Annotated in this window: 17 protein-coding genes; 9 read left to right on the top strand and 8 right to left on the bottom strand. The window is 65.6% G+C overall.

What is annotated here, in order from left to right; all coding sequences use genetic code 11:
• Nucleotides 1–78 precede the first annotated feature (78 nt).
• The gene (locus LAQ73_RS04035; RefSeq protein ID WP_224269968.1) at nt 79–2,595 is read left to right on the top strand and encodes a DNA topoisomerase I; all 2,517 of its coding nucleotides are present in this window, start codon (nt 79–81) and stop codon (nt 2,593–2,595) included.
• Nucleotides 2,596–2,819: 224 nt separating this feature from the next.
• Nucleotides 2,820–3,530 (top strand): phosphoglycerol geranylgeranyltransferase, encoded by a 711-nt coding sequence (locus LAQ73_RS04030; RefSeq protein WP_224269967.1) that lies wholly within the window; start codon nt 2,820–2,822, stop codon nt 3,528–3,530.
• Nucleotides 3,531–3,590: 60 nt separating this feature from the next.
• On the opposite strand, the gene LAQ73_RS04025 is transcribed toward LAQ73_RS04030, so the two are convergent.
• Both LAQ73_RS04025 and LAQ73_RS04020 read right to left on the bottom strand, forming a co-directional pair.
• Nucleotides 3,591–4,835: a cation:proton antiporter gene (locus LAQ73_RS04025; protein WP_224269966.1), complete on the bottom strand. Its 1,245-nt coding sequence runs from the start codon at nt 4,833–4,835 to the stop codon at nt 3,591–3,593.
• A gap of 422 nt (nt 4,836–5,257) precedes the next feature.
• Entirely contained in the window at nt 5,258–5,728 is a 471-nt protein-coding gene (locus tag LAQ73_RS04020; protein WP_224269965.1) for an Lrp/AsnC family transcriptional regulator, read from the bottom strand.
• A 131-nt stretch (nt 5,729–5,859) separates the two neighbouring features.
• Here LAQ73_RS04020 and aspS point away from each other — a divergent pair, with 131 nt between their 5' ends.
• Nucleotides 5,860–7,167, top strand: coding sequence for an aspartate--tRNA(Asn) ligase (aspS, locus tag LAQ73_RS04015; protein ID WP_224269964.1), 1,308 nt, complete (start codon nt 5,860–5,862; stop codon nt 7,165–7,167).
• A 141-nt stretch (nt 7,168–7,308) separates the two neighbouring features.
• Nucleotides 7,309–7,872 (top strand): hypothetical protein, encoded by a 564-nt coding sequence (locus LAQ73_RS04010; protein ID WP_224269963.1) that lies wholly within the window; start codon nt 7,309–7,311, stop codon nt 7,870–7,872.
• Between the two features lie 202 nt (nt 7,873–8,074).
• Here the strand turns inward: LAQ73_RS04010 and LAQ73_RS04005 are convergent, their stop codons facing one another.
• Nucleotides 8,075–8,317 carry a PRC-barrel domain containing protein gene (locus LAQ73_RS04005; RefSeq protein WP_224269962.1) on the bottom strand — a complete coding sequence of 81 codons (243 nt, stop codon included), beginning with the start codon at nt 8,315–8,317 and terminating at the stop codon, nt 8,075–8,077.
• 267 nt (nt 8,318–8,584) lie between these two features.
• On the opposite strand from LAQ73_RS04005, the gene LAQ73_RS04000 reads away from it, so the two are divergent.
• The gene (locus LAQ73_RS04000; RefSeq protein ID WP_224269961.1) at nt 8,585–9,472 is read left to right on the top strand and encodes a pantoate kinase; all 888 of its coding nucleotides are present in this window, start codon (nt 8,585–8,587) and stop codon (nt 9,470–9,472) included.
• 34 nt (nt 9,473–9,506) lie between these two features.
• Nucleotides 9,507–10,247: a 4-phosphopantoate--beta-alanine ligase gene (locus LAQ73_RS03995; RefSeq protein WP_224269960.1), complete on the top strand. Its 741-nt coding sequence runs from the start codon at nt 9,507–9,509 to the stop codon at nt 10,245–10,247.
• 385 nt (nt 10,248–10,632) lie between these two features.
• Here the strand turns inward: LAQ73_RS03995 and LAQ73_RS03990 are convergent, their stop codons facing one another.
• Nucleotides 10,633–11,475, bottom strand: coding sequence for a hypothetical protein (locus LAQ73_RS03990; protein ID WP_224269959.1), 843 nt, complete (start codon nt 11,473–11,475; stop codon nt 10,633–10,635).
• Between the two features lie 101 nt (nt 11,476–11,576).
• Nucleotides 11,577–12,557, bottom strand: a complete 981-nt coding sequence (locus LAQ73_RS03985; protein ID WP_224269958.1) for a glutathione S-transferase family protein — start codon at nt 12,555–12,557, stop codon at nt 11,577–11,579.
• 213 nt (nt 12,558–12,770) lie between these two features.
• Here LAQ73_RS03985 and LAQ73_RS03980 point away from each other — a divergent pair, with 213 nt between their 5' ends.
• Both LAQ73_RS03980 and LAQ73_RS03975 read left to right on the top strand, forming a co-directional pair.
• Entirely contained in the window at nt 12,771–14,258 is a 1,488-nt protein-coding gene (locus LAQ73_RS03980) for a hypothetical protein (protein WP_224269957.1), read from the top strand.
• A 47-nt stretch (nt 14,259–14,305) separates the two neighbouring features.
• The gene (locus tag LAQ73_RS03975) at nt 14,306–15,205 is read left to right on the top strand and encodes a PhzF family phenazine biosynthesis protein (protein WP_224269956.1); all 900 of its coding nucleotides are present in this window, start codon (nt 14,306–14,308) and stop codon (nt 15,203–15,205) included.
• Nucleotides 15,206–15,214: 9 nt separating this feature from the next.
• Here the strand turns inward: LAQ73_RS03975 and LAQ73_RS03970 are convergent, their stop codons facing one another.
• From LAQ73_RS03970 to LAQ73_RS03960, 3 genes are all read right to left on the bottom strand, one after another.
• Nucleotides 15,215–15,658, bottom strand: a complete 444-nt coding sequence (locus LAQ73_RS03970; RefSeq protein ID WP_224269955.1) for a zinc ribbon domain-containing protein — start codon at nt 15,656–15,658, stop codon at nt 15,215–15,217.
• A 126-nt stretch (nt 15,659–15,784) separates the two neighbouring features.
• On the bottom strand, nt 15,785–16,474 hold the full coding sequence (locus LAQ73_RS03965; protein ID WP_224269954.1) for a type I 3-dehydroquinate dehydratase: 690 nt from the start codon (nt 16,472–16,474) through the stop codon (nt 15,785–15,787).
• Between the two features lie 82 nt (nt 16,475–16,556).
• Nucleotides 16,557–17,603 carry a DNA-methyltransferase gene (locus LAQ73_RS03960; protein WP_224269953.1) on the bottom strand — a complete coding sequence of 349 codons (1,047 nt, stop codon included), beginning with the start codon at nt 17,601–17,603 and terminating at the stop codon, nt 16,557–16,559.
• Between the two features lie 117 nt (nt 17,604–17,720).
• Here LAQ73_RS03960 and LAQ73_RS03955 point away from each other — a divergent pair, with 117 nt between their 5' ends.
• Entirely contained in the window at nt 17,721–19,277 is a 1,557-nt protein-coding gene (locus LAQ73_RS03955) for a TrkH family potassium uptake protein (protein WP_224269952.1), read from the top strand.
• The last annotated feature ends 17 nt before the right edge of the window (nt 19,278–19,294 follow it).

Here is a 19,294-nt window from a genome sequence, read left to right as displayed (position 1 = left end):
GCGCGTCCACGCCCCCTTGCGATTTCGTCGCAAACGACCGCGAAAGGTTTAGGCCGCCCCTTCGCATATCGCCTGCCAATGAGCAAGGGGCCGGAACTGATAATCACCGAGAAGGACAACGCCGCGAGGCGAATCGCGGACATCCTCAGCGGCGAGTCCGCCGACGCCGAGCGGATGAACGGGGTGAACGTCTACAAGTGGGGCGGCAAGCGCTGCATCGGGCTGTCGGGTCACGTCGTCGGCGTCGACTTCCCGCCGGAGTACAACGACTGGCGCGACGTCGAACCCGTCGAACTCATCGACGCGCCCATCGACAAACACCCGACGCAGGAGAACATCGTCGCCGCCCTCCGGCGACTCGCGCGCCACGCCTCCCGCGTCACTATCGCCACCGACTACGACCGCGAGGGCGAACTCATCGGGAAGGAGGCGTACGAACTCGTCCGCGACGTGAACGAGGAGGCCCCCATCGACCGCGTGCGCTTTTCCTCCATCACGAAGCGCGAGGTGACCGAGGCGTTCGAGAATCCAGAAGACCTCGACTTCGACCTCGCCGCGGCGGGCGAGGCCCGCCAGATAATCGACCTCGTCTGGGGCGCGGCGCTCACGCGCTTTCTCTCGCTGTCGGCCCGACAGCTCGGCAACGACTTCATCTCCGTCGGTCGGGTGCAGGGGCCGACGCTGAAACTCATCGTCGACCGCGAGCGCGAAATCGACGCCTTCGACCCCGAGGACTACTGGGAGCTGTTCGCCGACCTCGAAAAGTCGGAGACGGGCGAGGAGTTCGAGGCGCAGTACTTCTACCACGACGAGGACAGCAACGAGGCCGAGCGCGTCTGGGACGAAGAGACCGCGAACGCGGTTTACGACACGCTCCGGACCGCCTCGTCGGCGACGGTCCAGTCGGTCCGCCGCCGCACGCGAACGGACAAGCCGCCCGCGCCGTTCAACACCACGCAGTTCATCCGCGCGGCGGGCAGCATCGGCTACTCCGCCCAGCGCGCGATGAGCATCGCCGAGGACCTCTACACGGCGGGGTACATCACCTACCCGCGGACGGACAACACGGTCTACCCCGACGACCTCGACCCCGAGGAACTCGTCTCGGAGTTCGTCGGCACGCGGCGCTTCGGCGACGACGCGGAATCTCTCCTGGAACTCGACGAACTCACGGCGACAGAAGGCGACGAGGAGACGACCGACCACCCGCCGATCCACCCGACCGGCGAGCTTCCCTCTTCGGCCGATATCTCCGAGGACGAGTACGAGGTGTACGAACTCGTCGTCCGGCGGTTCTTCGCCACCGTCGCCGAGGCGGCGAAGTGGGAGCACCTCCGCGTCGTCGCCAACGTGACGGCCGACGGCGAACCGCTCTCGCTGAAGGCCAACGGCAAGCGCCTCGTCAAAGAGGGCTACCACGCCGTCTACCCGTACTTCAACAACACCGAGAGCTTCGTCCCCGACGTCTCGGAGGGCGAGGAGCTCGCGGTCACCGACACCCGCTTCGAGGCGAAGCAGACCCAGCCGCCGCGCCGCTACGGCCAGTCGCGGCTCATCGAGACGATGGAGCAGATGGGAATCGGGACGAAGGCGACCCGCCACGACGTGATTCAGAAGCTCTACGACAGAAACTACATCGAGAACGACCCGCCGCGGCCGACCCGCCTCGCCCGCGCCGTCGTCAGCGCGTCCGAGGAGTTCGCCGACCGCATCGTCAGCGAGGAGATGACCGCACAACTCGAGGCGGACATGCTCGCCATCGCCGACGGAGAGACGAATTTCGAGGACGTGACCGAGGAGTCCCGCGAGATGCTCGAAACCGTCTTCGAGGGGCTGATGGAGTCCAGCGACGAGCTGGGAACACAGCTTCAAAAATCCTTGAAGGCGGACAAGACGCTCGGACCGTGCCCGGAGTGCGGCGCGGACCTCCTCGTTCGCAAGAGTCGGTACGGGTCGTACTTCGTCGGCTGCGACGGCTACCCCGACTGCGAGTACACGCTCCCGCTGCCGTCGACGGGGAAGCCGCTCATCCTCGAAGACGAGTGCGAGGAGCACGGCCTCCACCACGTGAAGATGCTCGCCGGGCGGAAGACGTTCGTCCACGGCTGTCCGCAGTGTAAAGCCGACGAGGCCGACGAGCAGGACGACCTCGTCATCGGGACGTGTCCGGAGTGCGGCGAGGAACACGGGGGCGAGTTGGCTATCAAACAGCTCCGTTCGGGCTCTCGGCTCGTCGGCTGTACGCGTTACCCCGACTGCGACTACTCGCTGCCGCTGCCGCGCCGCGGCGAGATCGAAGTTACCGACGAGGAGTGCGAGGAGCACGGCCTTCCCCACCTGGTCGTCCACAACGGCGACGAGCCGTGGGAGCTCGGCTGTCCCATCTGTAACTACCGCGAGTACCAGGCCCAGCAGGTCGGCGGCGACGAACTGCAGAGCATCTCCGGCATCGGCGAGAAGACGGCCGAGAAACTGCAGGAAGCCGGGATCGCGGACGTGCCCGGGCTGAAAGACGCCGACCCCGACGACGTGGCTGCGAGTGTCGAGGGCGTGGGCGCGGATACGGTTCGAGACTGGCAGGCGAAAGCGGACTAACTCCCACCTTTTACGCTGCGCGAAACCGCAAAGCGGTTTCGCTCGGTGAAAGCTGGACCAAAAGCACTCCTCCTTCGTTTCGGTGCTTCGCACCCCCACTCAGTCGTCGGCCTACTCGCTCACTTCGTTCGTTCGCAGTGAGCGTACTCGCTATTCCGCCACCGTGACTTTGAGAAACTAGCGTTCCGCACCCTTTTTAACGGCTCCCCGAAGTACACAGTCCAATGACTCTGCCGTGGGAATCGTGGGACCACATCCTCAAAATCGATCCCGACAAAGAGCTCGTCGACGGCGAGACGTTCGCCGACGCCTGCGAGACCGGAACCGACGCCATCGAGATCGGTGGCACGCTCGACATCACCACCGAGAAGATGCAGCGCGTCGTCGACGCGTGCGCCGAGTACGACGTGCCGCTGTACCAGGAGCCGTCGAACCCCGCCGTCGTCGTCGACGACGACGCGCTCGACGGCTACCTCATCCCGACCGTGTTCAACGCCAGCGACTCCTTCTGGGTGACCGGCGCACACAAGGAGTGGGTCCGCATCGAGAACGGTCTCGACTGGGGCCGCACCCACACCGAGGCGTACATCGTCCTCAACCCGGAGGCCTCGGTCGCGCAGTTGACCGACGCCGACTGCGACCAGTCCACCGACGACGTGGCCGCGTGGGCCGCTGTCGCCGAGAAGATGTTCGGACAGGATATCGTCTACGTCGAGTACTCCGGGATGTACGGCGACACCGAGAAAGTACAGGCCGCCCAGGACGCGCTCGACGACTCGACGCTGTTCTACGGCGGCGGCATCCGCAGCTACGACGCCGCCTACGAGATGGGCCAGTACGCCGACGTCATCGTCGTCGGCGACCTGCTGCACGACGAGGGCGTCGACGCGGTCCGCGAAACCGTCGAAGGCGTCAAAGACGCCCACGCCGAGTAGTTCTCTTCGCTCCGCGCGTTCGCTTTTCGTTTCGAGTCGACGTTCGACGACCGAGAGCGGTCAGTCCGCCGTGCTGATCGTCTCCTCCTCGTCGAGTTTGACGAGTTCATCCGCCGACTCCAGGAGCTTGACGCCCCACGTCATCGTCACCGGGACGAGCGCCGTCGTGAAGATGGCGATGAACACGAGGATGGAGAACATCTGCTGGTCGATGACGCCCGCCGACAGACCGATGGAGGCGATGATGATCTCGACGGTGCCGCGGCCGTTCATCCCGAAGCCGATGACCAGCCCCTCGCGGGAGGTGAGCTTCGTCGGCAGCGAGAACAGCCACGAGCCGACGATTTTACCGATGAACGCGAGCGCCACCAACAGCACGAGCAGGCCGAGGTTCTGCGTGAACACGTCGAACGTCAACTCGAAGGCGACGGTGACGAAGAAGATGGGCGCGAAGAAGCCGATAGCGAGGTCGTAGATGACGTTCTCCATGTGTTCGTACAACCCCGGCGTGATGTCGGCCTGTCGGAGGAACATCCCGGCCATGAAGCCGCCGATAATCATGTGCAGCCCCGCCAGCGCGGCGAGCTCGGCGAACACCAGTGCGACCAGCAGCGCGAACGTGAACGCCGTCGTCTTGTCGACGAAGCCGTACTGTTCGCGGAGGTCTTCGAGTTTCGTCCACATCGGCGGGAGGAAGCGGTCGCCGATGAACAGCGTCACGGCGAAGAACGCCAGCGCCTTCCCGAAGATGAGGGCGATGCTGAGCGGGTCGACCGACCCGGCCTCGACGAAGCCGAGAATGCCCGCGAACGCGACGAGCACGCCGACGTCGGAGACGAGCGCACCGCCGAGAAGCACCCCCGCGATGCGGGTGTCGAGCAGGTCGAGGTCAGAGAGAATGCGCGACTTTGTCGCCAGCGATGTCGCCGCCATCGCCAGTCCGAGAAACAGCGCCCCTCCCATCGACACGCCGAGAACGACGCCGGCCGCGTAGCCGAGGCCGAACGGGATGACGAACCCGCCGATAGCGATGAGGAGCGCCTGCGGACCGAGTTCGAATAGCTTGTGGAGGTCGACTTCGGTCCCGACGTACACCATCAGGAGGAAGACGCCGAGCTCCGACAGCACCATCAACACCTCCGAGGGTTGGATGATTCCCAGTAGCGGCGGCCCGAAGAGGAGCCCCGCCGCCAGTTCGCCCATCATCGCGGGGTAGCCGAAGCGCTCTGCGAGCGCGCCGAACACCCACGCGACGGCAAGAACCAACAGCAGACCGAGGATGCTGATTTCGGAGGCTTCGACCACTCAGTTCACCCCCGGGACGCGACCGTCCGCATCAGCGCGCAGGCCCCGATACGGTTCGCGGTGACTCGACTCCCGAAGCAGGCCCTCAGGCCGGCGAACCCGCGCTCGTCGGTCCGACTTCGACGTTCCGTCGCTCGACTTCGGTACGGGAACTCTCATTATCGGCTCTTACCGCTGAAACGCCATAAAGAAGGCGATATATTGCCGATTTCGCATCTACAATTCGTTGTAGTATTTATTTCGCAATTCACGAGTGTTCAACGTATGCGACGCACTGTTCGAACTGTCGGTCGTCGACACGTGCAGACGCTCAGAGGCCCGCGTTCGTTCGCCAAGTCGCCAGACGCTGTCCGAGAGTCGACACGGTTCGTCGACCAGCGCAGTCGCTCCGCGGAGAAGAGGCGTCGAACGGAGGCGCTCGGCTACTCGTCCGGGGATTCGCTGAACGGCGTGTACGGACAGGTGTACTCGTTTCGGATGAGTTCCTCTTCGACGATCTCGAAACCGAGCGAACTGAGGTCGCGGCCGATTCGGCTCAGGTCGTCGCTGTCCTCGCCGACGACGGTGATGTGGACGTTCTCGCCGCCGGTCATTATCTCGCGGACCGAGACCACGCCGTCGACGTTGCACGCTTCGCGTGCGAGCTGTTCGCGCTTGGGAATCGGGGCGGTGCAGAGAATGAGCGTGTACAGCTGATAGCCGGCGGCCTCGAAGTCGATGTCGAGGTGGCTCCCTCGGATGATGTCACCGTCTTCGAGTCGGTGGATTCGATTACGCACGGTGCTGGCAGAGACGCCCTTCATCTCGGCGATCTCTCGGGCGGTCGTCCCGCGGGCGTCGCCCTGGAGCGCGTAGATGATGTAGCGGTCGAGGTCGTCAAGTTCCCGCGACATACCCAGAGAGGTGACCGACAGGTGCAAATGTGTTTTGTTCCGCCCGACGGATGGGCGACGGCGACCGTCGGCGCTTCGCGCGCTCGGGCGGAATCGGTCGTTTTTAACCTCCCGACGCGGAACGCGTAGACATGCACAACCGAACGTACGCAGCTGACGCCGAACCCGGCGAGACGGTGACGCTCGCTGGCTGGGTTCACGAGGTTCGTGACCTCGGCGGCATCGCATTCCTCATCCTCCGAGACACCACCGGGAAGATTCAGGTCAAGTTCGAAAAGGACGAGATGGACGAGACGCTCGTCGAGACCGGACTGGGTGTCCACCGCGAGAGCGTCATCTCGGTGACCGGCGAGGTCGGCGAGGAGCCGCGCGCGCCGACGGGCGTCGAAGTCGTCCCCGAGAGCCTCGACGTCATCGCGGAGGCCGACCCGCAACTGCCGCTAGACCCCTCCGGCAAGGTCGACGCCGAACTCCCAACGCGTCTCGACAACCGGACGCTCGACCTGCGCAAGGACGAGGTGAAGGCAATCTTCGATATTCGCGCCGAGGTCCAGCGCGCCGTCCGCGAGAAGTTCCGCGACCTCCGTGCGACCGAGATCAACACGCCGAAGATCGTCGCCACCGGCACCGAGGGCGGCACCGAGCTGTTCCCCATCACGTACTTCGGCCAGGAGGCGTTCATGAACCAGTCGCCGCAGCTGTTCAAACAGCTGATGGTCGGCTCCGGTCTGGAGCGCGTCTTCGAGGTCGGCCCCATCTTCCGCGCCGAGGAGCACAACACGCCGCGACACCTCAACGAGGCGACCTCCATCGACTTCGAGTCGGCCTTTATCGACCACACCGAGGCGATGGACGTCTGCGAGGCCGTCGTCAAGGCGGCGTACGAGGCCGTCGATGAGAACTGTCAGCGCCAGCTCGAAGCGCTCGGGCTCGAAGAGGAGTTCGAGGCACCCTCTGGCGAGTTCCCGCGGCTCACCTACGAGGAGGCCATCGAGCGCATCAACGCGTCGGGCGAACTCGACGAACACCTCGTCTGGGGCGACGACCTGCCGACGGAGGGCGAGAAGGCGCTCGGCGACGACGTCGGCGAGCACTACTTCATCACCGACTGGCCCAGCGAGATCAAGCCGTTCTACATCAAAGACCACGACGACGACGACGAGTCACTCTCGACCGGGTTCGACATGATGCACCCGAACATGGAACTCGTCTCGGGCGGCCAGCGTGAACACCGCTACGAGCGCCTCGTCGCCGGCTTCGAACAGCAGGGGCTCGACCCCGAGTCGTTCGACTACTACACGAAGATGTTCAAGTACGGGATGCCCCCGCACGCCGGCTTCGGACTCGGCGGCGAGCGTCTCATCATGACGATGCTCGGACTGGAGAACATCCGCGAGGCCGTCCTCTTCCCACGTGACAGGCAGCGTCTGTCGCCGTAGGCGAGACGTAACAGACGACCGCACGGTTTTTTCGCCGCTCGAAAAGTCGCCAGACGCGGCTCCGGAGTTTTCACCGAGCGTACCGGCGAGTAACTCGGACGGGCAGGCAACTTATTCGCGTCTGCACCCAAGCCCGATTCGATGCCCGAACTGAACGAACATGTGCTCGAAGAGGCGGGCGACCGCGGACGCACGCTTCTGGTCTCGGACCTCGTCGGACTCATCGAACGCTACGAGCGGAGTGACCGCCCCGGCGTCGCCCCGGACCGCGTCGTGACGTACGCCGAAGGGCTGGCGGCTGACGGCGCTCAAATCGACCCCGACAGCGTCCCGTCCGCAGTCGAGGAACGTCGGACGGAGTCCTCCTCGTGGGACGATAACGACGCCCTCTACACCGTCGACGACGGCCGCGTGAGTACGTATCCCGAGCGCTGGCACGAGAGTCTCCGGGGCGAGAGCGACGTGAGACGGTACCTCGAAGTCATCCTCGACGATGTCGGTGACAGCGCGGACGCGTTCGACGTGGGCGGCGCGGGGAGAGGCGTCCCGCGGAGTCTCCTCCTCAGCGCGACGGCCGTTCTCGGCGAACTCAACCCGACCGAAGCGAAAGCGCAGATACAGGCGCTCCGCGATGAGGGCGTCCTCGCCGAAGACGCCGATCAGCATCCGAACGCGCGCGTCGCGTTCGCCGACCAGCAGCGCTGACACGCTGAAGCGGCGCTGTGTCGGTCTTTTGCGGCACGTAGTGAATCAAGCGAGTGTGACAGCCGGCGTCCTCTTCGACTCGGTGATCGAGAAAACCGACGGACTGGACGCGAAACGTCGGTGCGCCCGGGAGTGATGCATGTCTGACTGGTCGACCGTCCGGCGAGTTAGGTTGCGGACGGCATAACAGACGCGCCGAGCGTCACACGTCCCGACGAAGTCTGATTTCGTCGTCAGTGACCGCTTCGACGGCTTCCTCCTGGAGCGGGTACGTGTCCTCGTCCCTCTCACCCCAACCGAGCTTCGATTTGAGTTTCTCGGTGAGTCCGGGGTCCGGTTCGACGTACGCGGTCCCGTGTTCAACATCTGCAACGATGCCTACGGTGTCGCCGTCGCCGGCGACGACCTTCTTCCCCTCATCGTCTTCGGTGATGTTAGTTGCCATCGGTGGGTCCTCCGTCAGCTATCTGCGACCCGCTGGTCGCGTCATCGACAACAACGCGATTCCGTAAAAAGCGGCGCGACCGTTTCTTCGTGTTCAAGCCGCTCGACCGCCGCGAGACCCGCTCAACGGACCGATGTGTGTCGGTTCCGGTTCGAGTCCACGGTACACGCTACCGAGCGGAAATACGCCATTTATCGGCGTGAACGAGTTGAACCGCCGTCGGTCGGGATTGTAACTGTTAAACCTGCGGCGCGGAGATGAAGGAGTATGGCTGGCGAGGCAGTGGCGTTCGTTCCGGGTCACGTGACCGGATTCTTCAGCGCCCACCCCGATGACGACCCGAGAGTTGCCGGTTCCCGCGGGGCGGGCGTGACGCTCTCGGACGGCGTCACCGTTCGGGTTCGGCCGGCGGCGACGACGACGGTGACGCTCAGCGGCGACGTACTTGACGTCGACCCGGTCGAGCGCGTGCTCGACGCCCTCTCGGTGACGGCGGCCGTGGACGCCGACACGTCGCTGCCGCTGGGCGCGGGCTTCGGCGTCTCGGGGGCGATGGCGCTCGGAACCGCCCTCGCCGCGAACGACGCTTTCGACCGGGCGCTCTCGGAGAACGAACTCGTCACCCTCGCCCACGGCGCGGAGGTGCAGTCCGGGACGGGCCTCGGCGACGTCGTCGCACAGGCGCACGGCGGCGTGCCGATTCGCCTCGACCCCGGCGCGCCAGGCGAGGGACTGCTGGACGGGATTCCCGCCCAGACCCGCGTCGAGTACGTCACCTTCGGCAAGCTCTCCACCGAAGACGTGCTCTCGGGCGACACGACCCGACTCTCGGAGGCCGGGGCGCGGGCGCTGTCGAGTCTCGTCGAACGGCCCACGCTCGACCGATTCATGCTCGCCTCGCGCCGGTTCGCCCGGGAGGCCGGACTGCTCACCGACCGCGTCGAGGCGGTGATACGCGACGTGAACGCCGTCGACGGCGAGGCGTCGATGGCGATGCTCGGCGACTCGGTCTTCGCGCTCGGAACCGGTCTCTCGGAGGCGGGCTACGACCCGTCGGTCTGTCAGAGCCACCCGGCGGGCGCGCGACTGCTCGACGACGAACCTCCCGCGCCCGCAGCGGGCGACGCCTCGCCGTCGATACCGCGCCGCGAGTAGCACCGATTTTTACCGTCCCGCGTCAATCGCCGGTATGACCGAGATTCCCGAAGACCACCCTCGATACGAGTCGTTGCTGACGCGACATCGCATCGAGAAGGGCGTCGACGAGGGCATCACCAGCAGACAGGGGCTCATCGCGCAGGGGCGCGGCGAGGCGTTCGACTACCTCCTCGGCGAGCGCACGATAGAGAGCGCCGACGCCGCCGAGCGCGCCGCCGCAGCACAGTTGCTTCTGGCCGAGCACCCGGTGCTGTCGATAAACGGCAACGTCGCCGCCCTCTGCCCGGGCGAACTGGTCGAACTCGCCGACGCCGTCGGCGCGGAGCTCGAAGTGAACCTGTTCAACCGCACCGACGAGCGGATGGAAGCCATCGCCGACTACCTGCGCGACCACGGGGCGAGCGAAGTGAAGGGACTGACCGCCGACGGCCGCATCCCCGGGCTCTCGCACGAACGCGCGAAAGTCGACGCCGACGGTATCGGCGACGCCGACGTGGTGCTCGTCCCGCTCGAAGACGGCGACAGAGCGGAGGCGCTGGCGGCGCTGGGGAAAGTCGAAATCGTCGTCGACCTCAACCCCATGTCGCGGTCGGCGCGGGCCGCGGACATCCCGATCGTCGACAACGTCATCCGCGCGGTGCCGAACGTCACCCGCCACGCCCGCGAGTTGCGCGAGAGACCCCGCGAAGAACTCGAACAACTCGTCGCCGAGTTCGACGCCGAAGCGGCGTTAGACGACGCCGAGCGGGCGATTCGTGGCGGCGTGCAGTAATCACAGGGTCAGACGTCAGGCGCGCCGTCAGCCGAAGCCGGTCGGGCGTCGCGTCTCGAACGGTGCACACCGCCGCGTCTGTCGGTAGTGTCGCTTATTCACCCCATCGCATACGCCGGTTCGTGACTCGTCGGGTTCTCGTCGCAAACGCGACCGGTACGACAGCGGGCTCACTTCCTTCGAGACGTACCTCGACGAGCGCTGGTCGGCGGAGACCGCGAGCCCTCGAAATCGGCTGTCGACTGATGGAGTTCAGCCGGATGACGGCGGTGAGTAGGCGTCTGACCGTGCCGCTCGATGACACGGCTACTCTAGGGAACGAGCCGTACAAGAGCGCGTCGTCGGCGTCGGATAGCCGTCGACTCGGCGATGGGGCGCGAGTGGATTACTGGCCGGGCGACTCGTTGACGGTTTCCTCGTCCTCGGCGTCGCTCGTTTCGTCCGACTCCTCCGCTTCGTCCGTCTCTTCGGCTTCGTCCATTTCGTCCGTCTCTTCGGACTCGTCCGTTTCGTCCGTCTCTTCGGACTCGGCTTCGAGCGGCGACTCGTCCTCTTCGTCCGACTCCGTTTCGTCGACCGTTTCCGCGTCCTCGATTTCGGTCTCCGCGCCGGCTTCCTCGCCCGTCGCCGCCTCGACGACGTCTTCCTCCACGACCGTCTCACCGGGTTCCGGCGAGACGTCGCCGCCCTCGTCTTCGACCGTATCGACCATCTCGTCGACGTCGTCCTCCTCGGCGGTGCTCGTCCCCATCACGTCCTCCTCGGCAACGTTCGTCTCGGTGATGTCGCGCTCGGTCGCGTCGGGCTCGGAACGCTCGCCAAGCTCGCCGCGCTTCCGCACGGCGTAGGCGACGACGGCGACGACCACGGCGAACGTGAGCAGTCGCAGTAGCGCACCGACGACCGACCGCGACCCGGACGACCCTTTGTGCGTCGGTTCGTCTTCTATCTCCCGTTCCGAAGCGGTCGCCTCCGTCAGCAACTGTTTGATTCGCTCGTTTCGGGCCATTCGGCGGAGTACGCCGAGGGCGACGAGCGAACCCGCGACCACTTGCTTTCCCGTCCGTCGCTCACGACTCTGTTCTGTGTCCTGTCCCGCGAGCGTCCGGAGGAACCGTTCGACGTCGAACGGCTCCGAGTCCCCGTCAGACGACTCGGTCAGTTCGTTCTCGAACAGCGCGCGGGCGACGTGCTTTGCTTCGTCCATCATCTCTCGTCGGTTGTTCATCACGTTTGTTCTCCCTGTGAGAACTCAGCACGGAGCCTCGAAAGGTTTCGGCGAACGTCACGTTCGAGAGTCTATCTTCGAAAATATACTATCTGGATACGCTACTCGAACAGGGCGTCCGGCGGTCCGCCAGCGAGACGGTCTCGGTCGTGCGGTCCCGAGAAGTCGATGTCCGGGCCGGTGGGGACCAATCGCTTGGGGTTCACGTCGCCGTGGCTCCGGTAGTAGTGTTCGGTGATGTGTTCGAGATTCACCGTGTCCGCGATTCCGGGCAACTGGTACAGTTCCTTCGTGTAGTTCCAGAGGTTCGGGAACTCGTGAATCGCCCGGCGGTTACACTTGAAGTGGGTGTGGTAGACGTGGTCGAAGCGGACCAACGTTGCGAACATCGCTAGGTCCGCCTCGGTGAGCACGTCGCCGGCGAGGTAGCGCCGCTCGTCGAGGACGTTCTCGTAGCGGTCGAGCGCCTCGAACAGCTCGTCGACCGCTCGGTCGTACGCCGCCTGCGCGTCGGCGAACCCGGCGCGGTAGACGCCGTTGTTGATGGGGTCGTAGATGTCGTCTATGAGCCGGTCGACCTCGTCTCGATACCCTTCGGGGTAGAGGTCGACGTCGCGCTCGGCGAGGCGGCCGAACTCCGTGCCGAGCATCCGCATTATCTCTTCGGACTCGTTGTTGACGACGGTCTCTTCCTGTCTGTCCCACAGCACCGGCACCGTCACGCGGCCGGTGTAATCGTCGTCCGCGCGGACGTAGACGTCCCGGAGATACGGCTCGTCGTACAGTGGGTCCGGAAACCGCTCTGAGAACTCCCACCCGTCGTCGATGCGGACCGGTTCGGTCAGCGAGAGCGAGATCGCGCGTTCGAGTCCCAGCAGCGAGCGCGTCATCGCCGTTCGGTGGGCCCACGGGCAGGCCCGGCAGATGTAGAGGTGGTACCGACCCGCCTCGACGGGGAATTTCGCGTCCTCGCGGTCCTCGATTCGGTCGCGGAACGACGTCTCCTGCCGGTCGAACTCGCCGTCTTCGTCCGTCGACTCGTAGGCGTCGGTCATCCACTCGCCGTCGACGAGCATGTTCATCGGCAGGTCCCTCCGAGCGTCGCTGGTCGAGTCATTCGTTCACGCTACGGGCGCTTCGAGCAAAAGCGTTCGGCGCGACTTCGAACCGGGTGCAATCGCGGTCCAGTCCGGCGGTCGTACGTTCGGCCTATCAAAACAGTATGCCGACCCATACGGCTGAAACGAACGAACGGTTGCCCATAACAAAGGCGGTACTGGTTCTTGCCGCACGCAATGTCTGACCCTGGTTCGCAGCGACAGTACGTACCGCTTCTGGTACTTCTCGTCGTCGCGCTGGGCGCAATCGCCATCGGTTCCGGATTCGCATCACAGTTCGACGCCGGGTCGCTCTCCCCCGTCAACGAATCGAACAGTGACGCCTCCAGTACCGAACTCGTCACCAACGAGACGAACGCGACGACGCCGAACGCGACGACACCGAACGCCACGACGGAGTCCTCGACGACCGACGCGGACGACGACGCCGGTGATTCGAGCAACGCCGGTGGCAACGACGGTACTGACGACTCCGCTAATTCCGGTAGTTCGAACGACGCTGGCAGCTCGAACGATGCCGGCAGCTCGAATAACGGCGGTGACTCGAACAACGCCGGAAACTCGAACAGCGGTGGTGACTCTGACGAGACGGACGACTCGGAGGGGACCGACGACGACGCCGAGGAGACGACAACTGCCGCGGAGTCGACGGTCCAGTCGATACAGGACAGCTCGAACCAGTGCGGTCAGCTCACCGTCTCGAACCCTAACGAGTTCGCGGTGACCTATACGTACACCGTTCAAGAGACGAAGGAAGGTGACGACGTCACCATCAGGCCCGGCGAGGACGTCACCATCGACCTCGACCTGGGTGCCGCCGAGGGCCAGTACTACGTGGTCACCGAGGCAGTGCGCAGCGATACCGGCGAGTCGGTGCCCGTCGAGGACGAGGCGACCTCGGCGATAACCGAGAGCGTTCAGGCGTGCGCCCCGTCGGAGACGACCGAGACTTCCACTTCGACCCCGACCGAGACGAGTTCGCCTGTGGTGACTGAGACGACGACCTCTACGTCGCCGTCAGTCCAATCGATTCAGGACAGCTCGAACCAGTGCGGTCAGCTCACCGTCTCGAACCCCAACGAGTTCGCGGTGACCTATACGTACACCGTCCAGGAGACGAAGGAAGGTGACGACGTCCCCATCGGGCCCGGCGAGGACGTCACCATCGACCTCGATCTGAGCGGGTCGGAGGGTGACCAGTACTACGTGGTCACCGAGGCAGTGCGTAGCGACACCGGCGAATCGGTGCCCGTCGAGGACGAGGAGACTTCGGCGATAACCGAGAGCGTCCAGGCGTGCGGTTCGCCGTCCTCGACGACCACCTCCACGTCGACTACCTCGACGACGACTGCTTCGACCACGGCCACATCGACGACCACGACGGTTTCGACTACGGCCACATCGACGACCACGTCCACGCCGACCGAAACCGCGACGCCCACCGAAACCGACACGTCGACGGAGACGACCGAGACCGTGCAGACGACGGAGTCACAGTCGACGGAGAGCCAGACCGAAACCGCGACGCCGACCGACTCCGACGCGACGACGACCACCGAGACGGAGTCGGCCAGTTTCGCGACGCTGCTCCCTGACACCCGCTTCGGGACGGCGCTGAGTTGCCTGCTGGCGATTGCGGGACTGGCGGTCCGTCGTCGTCGCTGAGTCGCGCCGAGTGATACTTTCTTTGTCCCCCGGCCGGTGGTGAGCGCATGGACACTCGTCGCGCGTTGTTGGTCGACGCGTTCACCACCGAACCGCTCGCGGGTAACGCCGCCGGCGTCGTCCCCGACGCCGACGGCCTCTCGGTCGAACAGATGCAGGCGGTCGCCCGCGAACTGTCTGTGAGTGAGACGGCGTTTCTCCGCCCCTCCGAGAGCGCCGACCGACGCATCCGCTACTTCACGCCGGCACAGGAAGTCGACCTCTGCGGGCACGCGACCGTCGCGGCGCACGCGCATCTCTCCGAGGAAGACGTCCTCGACGCGGGCGTTCACACGCTCGAAACGAACGTCGGCGACCTCGAAATCGAACTCACCGACGACGGCGTCGTCTGGATGACGCAGTCGCCTCCGACCGTTCGGCCGGTCGACGTCGACTACGAGCGCGTGAGCGAGGCGCTCGGCGTTCCGGTCGACTCGTTTCGGGCGGTCGCCGACGAGCTCCCGGCGGCCGTCGCCTCGACCGGCCTCCCGTTTCTCGTTCTCGGCGTCGACTTCCTCGACGCTGTCGGCGGTGCGACGCCCGACATGAGCGCCGTCGCCGCGCTGACCGAGGAGTACGACGCCACCGGCGTCTATCTGTTCACCTTCGACACGCTGAACGCCGAGTCGACGCTGCACGCGAGAATGTTCGCACCCGGCACGGGCGTCCCCGAAGACCCCGTCACCGGCACCGCCAGCGGCGCCTGCGGCGCGTACCTCGAACACGTCGGCGCGTTCGACACGCTCCCCGACGAGATGCAGTTCGAGCAAGGCGAGTTCGTGGAGAGATCCGGCCGCGTTCGGGTGCGCGTCGGCGACGAGGTTCGCGTCGGCGGGCGAGCGGTGACGACGTTCGACGGCACGCTCGTCGTTCCCGAGATCGACGCCGACGAGATACTCGAAGCCTGAGAAGCGGAGTCAGCGGTCCGACTCGGCACCGGGCTCGGACCACGCGATGGCCGAGCTACACCAGTGACAGAACTCCAGTTCGGCGTCCAGCGGATAGCCGCAGACCGGACAGGAGACGCCCCCGTCGCTCGACGCCGCCGGTTTGATGGCGATGCGGCAGGCGTCGTAGACGCTGAGTCCCAGGAGGAACAGAAGCGGCGGGTAGACGGCCGAAGGTTCGACGGTCGCCGACGTGAGCGTCGAGATCGGTTCCGCGAGCACCGCCGATATCGACAGCGTCGACGGGTTCAGCGCGAACACGAGCCCCACGGCGCTGCCGAAGACGAACAGAAACCAACTCACGCCGCGGCGCCACCGCCGGAGATACAGGTGGGCGACACCTGCGACCCCGACGGTGGCGAACACCGTCCCGAGAACGGCGGCGACGAGTGCACGTCGGGGTGTGTCGGCCATGGCCCCAACGTCCAAAGCCACGAAGCATAAGTTAGTGGGTTCTACGACGAAATTCTGGTTAGGAACAGATAATTATATACTGACAGTTTCGACAGTTCGGCGGCCCGTCTCTCCCTGCCGACGCGGTCAGAGCTGTCGCACCAGTTTCGCGAGCGTCTGGAGGTCGTACTGCCCGGGGGCGGTCGCGCTCTCGGCGCGCGGCGGCGCGTAGCCGATTTTCGACCCGTACACCGGCGCGACGGCGCGGGTGTGGCGGCCCGGTTCGCCCATCGCCATCGTCGCCACCCGGTGGCCGGCCGTCGTCGCCTCGTGGGTCACCGAGAGGAGTGCGAGGCTGTCCGAGTGGTCGGTGGCCGTCACCGCCAGTTTCCCGACGTCGCCGGCCTCACACGCCGCCGACAGCAGACTCTGCAGGTTCGCCATCGGCGGCGTCTTCTGGAAGTCGTGAACGGACGTGACGACGGTGAGACCGCGTTCTCTGGCCGCCGATCGGAGGTCGACGGCGCTTGGAACGTTCGGGCCGTGGGGGCCGAGCGCGGCGAGTTCGAGGTCGACGGCGACGACGGCGTCGTGGTCGAACGCCGATTCGAGCGTCGCCAGTCGGCCCTCGTCCGCCGCCTCTCCGCCCTCCCAGTCGGCGCGGTTCGTCACGAGTACCGGCAGGTCGCCGTCGTAGTCGTCGAGCGCTTCCAGCGGATCCGTCGCGAGGTCCAACCGGAACTCGACGATGTCGGCGTGTTCTCGTACCGCGGGCATCTCCTGTACCGGCCTCAGGTCGGCCGTACTGGCCGCCAGTGCGAACGAGTGGAACTCCATGCGCGCATACGGGTCGCCGAGGGGCAAAAATGGACCCGTTGTTCGAGATGCCGAGAGGCCTGCAGGGGGCGTGCGTTCGAGGTCAGCCCTCGTAAGGGGCGTGCGAGACGACGTATCGACGTTCGTCTTCGGTCCGGTCGACCACGTCGACGTCCGAGACGGTGTACAGTCGAACGCGCCGTTCCTGTTTCGTCACGACCGAGAAGTCGTAGTTGGTGGCGCGGTGGGCTACCTCGGCGTCCGTCTCGGCGACGAACGATTCGTGCCGGGCGACCCGCTCTCGGGCCCGCTCGCGGGACCGTTCGGCGAGTCCGTCCAAGCGGCGGTCGAACGCGTCGAGCACCGTCGCATCGAGTTCGTAGCCGACCGAGTTGCGCCCCGAGAGCATCGCGGCCAGCGTCGTCGTTCCGGTCCCGAGGAAGGGGTCCAACACGGTGTCGCCGTACACCGAGTACATCCGAATCAGTCGAAGCGGCAGCTCCAGCGGGAACGCCGCCGAGCGCTCGCGGCTGTCGCCGGGTGCCGCCAGCGTCTGGTCCGTACCGGTGAGCGTCCAGAGGTCCGAGAACCACTCGTTTCGCTCCTCCCAGAAGAAGGCGCTCTCGTAGCGGCGGTCGTCGCCCGCCTCGAACTGGCGGGGGCCGCCCTTCCTGAACACGAGGATATACTCGTGCTCGAGCGTGACGTAGGCGTTCGGCGGCAGCGTCCCTGACCCCATGAACTTCGTCAGGCGGTTCGTCGGTTTCCGCCAGAGCACGTCCGGAAGAGGGCGAAGCCCTCGCTCCCGGAGCGCAGACAGCACCCGCGCGTGGTTCGGAAACTGCCGGAACACTTCCCCGACCGACCGCGTCGCGTCGCCGACGTTGACACAGAGGATGCCGCCCGGCGCGAGCACGCGAACGACTTCGTCCCACACCGCGTCGAGCTGGGCGTGCATCCGGTCGAAGGCGGTGTCGGCGTCGTCTTCGTCCAACGCCTCGGCGACCGCCGGGTCGCGCGCCGAAAAGAGGTCGTCCCACAGTGAAATCATCGGATACGGCGGCGACGTGACCACCAGTTCGACGGACCCCGTCTCCACACCGTCCAGCGCTGCGGCGTCACCGAGTCGATGGACGTGTTCGGTCTGCACGACTTACTTGTGAGTTGGTTGTTATGTAGTGTTTTGGGTCGGTCGCAGGCCGTGAACCGCACCGAAACTGCGGTATGGGACGACAGTCCGCTCGGTTCGGAACCGACCGGTGAACTCATGGGAATTCGGGACTCTCTCGCACTCGTGTCCCGCCCGACGCTGTCCCGTCTCGGCCTCTCGTCACTCCGCGTCGACGTCAGGGGGTGTCTCGCGCTCATCGGCAAGATAACGAAGTATCTCTCGGTACTGCTTGCGATTCCGCTGCTGTTCGCGCTGTACGAGGGCGTCGACGTGATGCCGTTCGCCGTGACGCTCGTACTCGTCCTCGCCGTCGGTGCGCCGCTCGAACGAGTCAGTTCCGACACCGAACCGGGCCCGCGGGAGGGGTATCTCATCGTCGCGCTGACGTGGCTCATCCTGCCGGTCGTCGGCGCGATTCCGTTCGTGCTCGCGGGCAACGGCGTCATCGCCGACCCCGTGAACGCGCTGTTCGAGAGCATGAGCGGGACGACGACGACGGGTGCGACGGTCATCGTCGACTTCGACGCTCACTCCCGTCCGATCATGCTGTGGCGGTCGCTCATCCAGTGGCTCGGCGGCCTCTCCATCCTCGTCCTCGCCGTCGCCGTCCTCTCGGAGCTGTCGGTCGGCGGCGCGCAACTGATGGAGACGGAGACGGCGACGACGAGCGTCCGGAAACTGACGCCGCGCATCGAGGGGACGGCCCGTCTCTTGGGGACGCTCTATCTCGGGCTGACCACGGTGACCGTCGTCGGGTTGTACGGTCTCCACCTCGTCGGGTTCGCCCCCGAGATGACGCTGTTCGACGCGGTCAACCACGCGTTCACGAGCATCTCCACGAGCGGGTTCTCGCCGCGCGCCGACAGCATCGCGGCGTTTTCGCCGGCCGTCCAGTGGGCCGTTATCCCCGTGATGTTCGTCGGCGCGACGAACTTCGTCATCATCTACCGCTTCACGCGAGGCAAGTACGACGCCCCGCTGCGGAGCGAGGAGTTCCGCGTCTACGTCGGTATCGTCGCGTTTCTCTCGCTTTTCGTCGCGGGACTGCTCGTCGTCGAACCCCACCAGCAGTACTCGATAGAGGAGACGCTCCGCCACGCGACGTTTCAGGTCGTCTCCATCCTGACGACGACGGGCTACGCGAGCGCGAACTTCGACCTCTGGTCGCCGTCGGCGAAGAACGTGCTCTTTCTCTGCATGTTCTTCGGGGGGATGGTCGGCAGCACGACCTGTTCTATCAAGTTACTCCGCTGGCTCGTCATCGTGAAATCACTCCGTCGGGATCTCTTCACGGCCGTCCACCCGAGTGCGGTCCGTCCGGTGCGACTCGACGGCGACGTCGTCGACGAGGACAGCATCCGGCAGATGTACGCCTACACGATGCTGAACATCGTCATCTTCGCCTGCGCGACGGTGTTCGTCATCGCCGACGCCGCCCGCGTCGGTCTCTCGCTCACCGAACTGGAGGCGCTCGGCGCGAGCGCCGCGACGTTTCTCAACATCGGCCCCGGCTTCGGCCTCGCGGGGCCGTTCGGAAGCTACGTGGAGTTCCCGGCGACGACGAAACTCGTGATGGTCGTGCTCATGTGGGTCGGCCGTATCGAAGTCATCCCCGTGCTCGTCCTCCTGACGCGGACGTACTGGCGGGACTGAGCGGGGAACGACCGAAG

Source organism: Haloprofundus salinisoli (assembly GCF_020097815.1).
Lineage (GTDB): Archaea > Halobacteriota > Halobacteria > Halobacteriales > Haloferacaceae > Haloprofundus > Haloprofundus salinisoli.
This window is presented reverse-complemented; position numbering and strand designations above follow the sequence as displayed.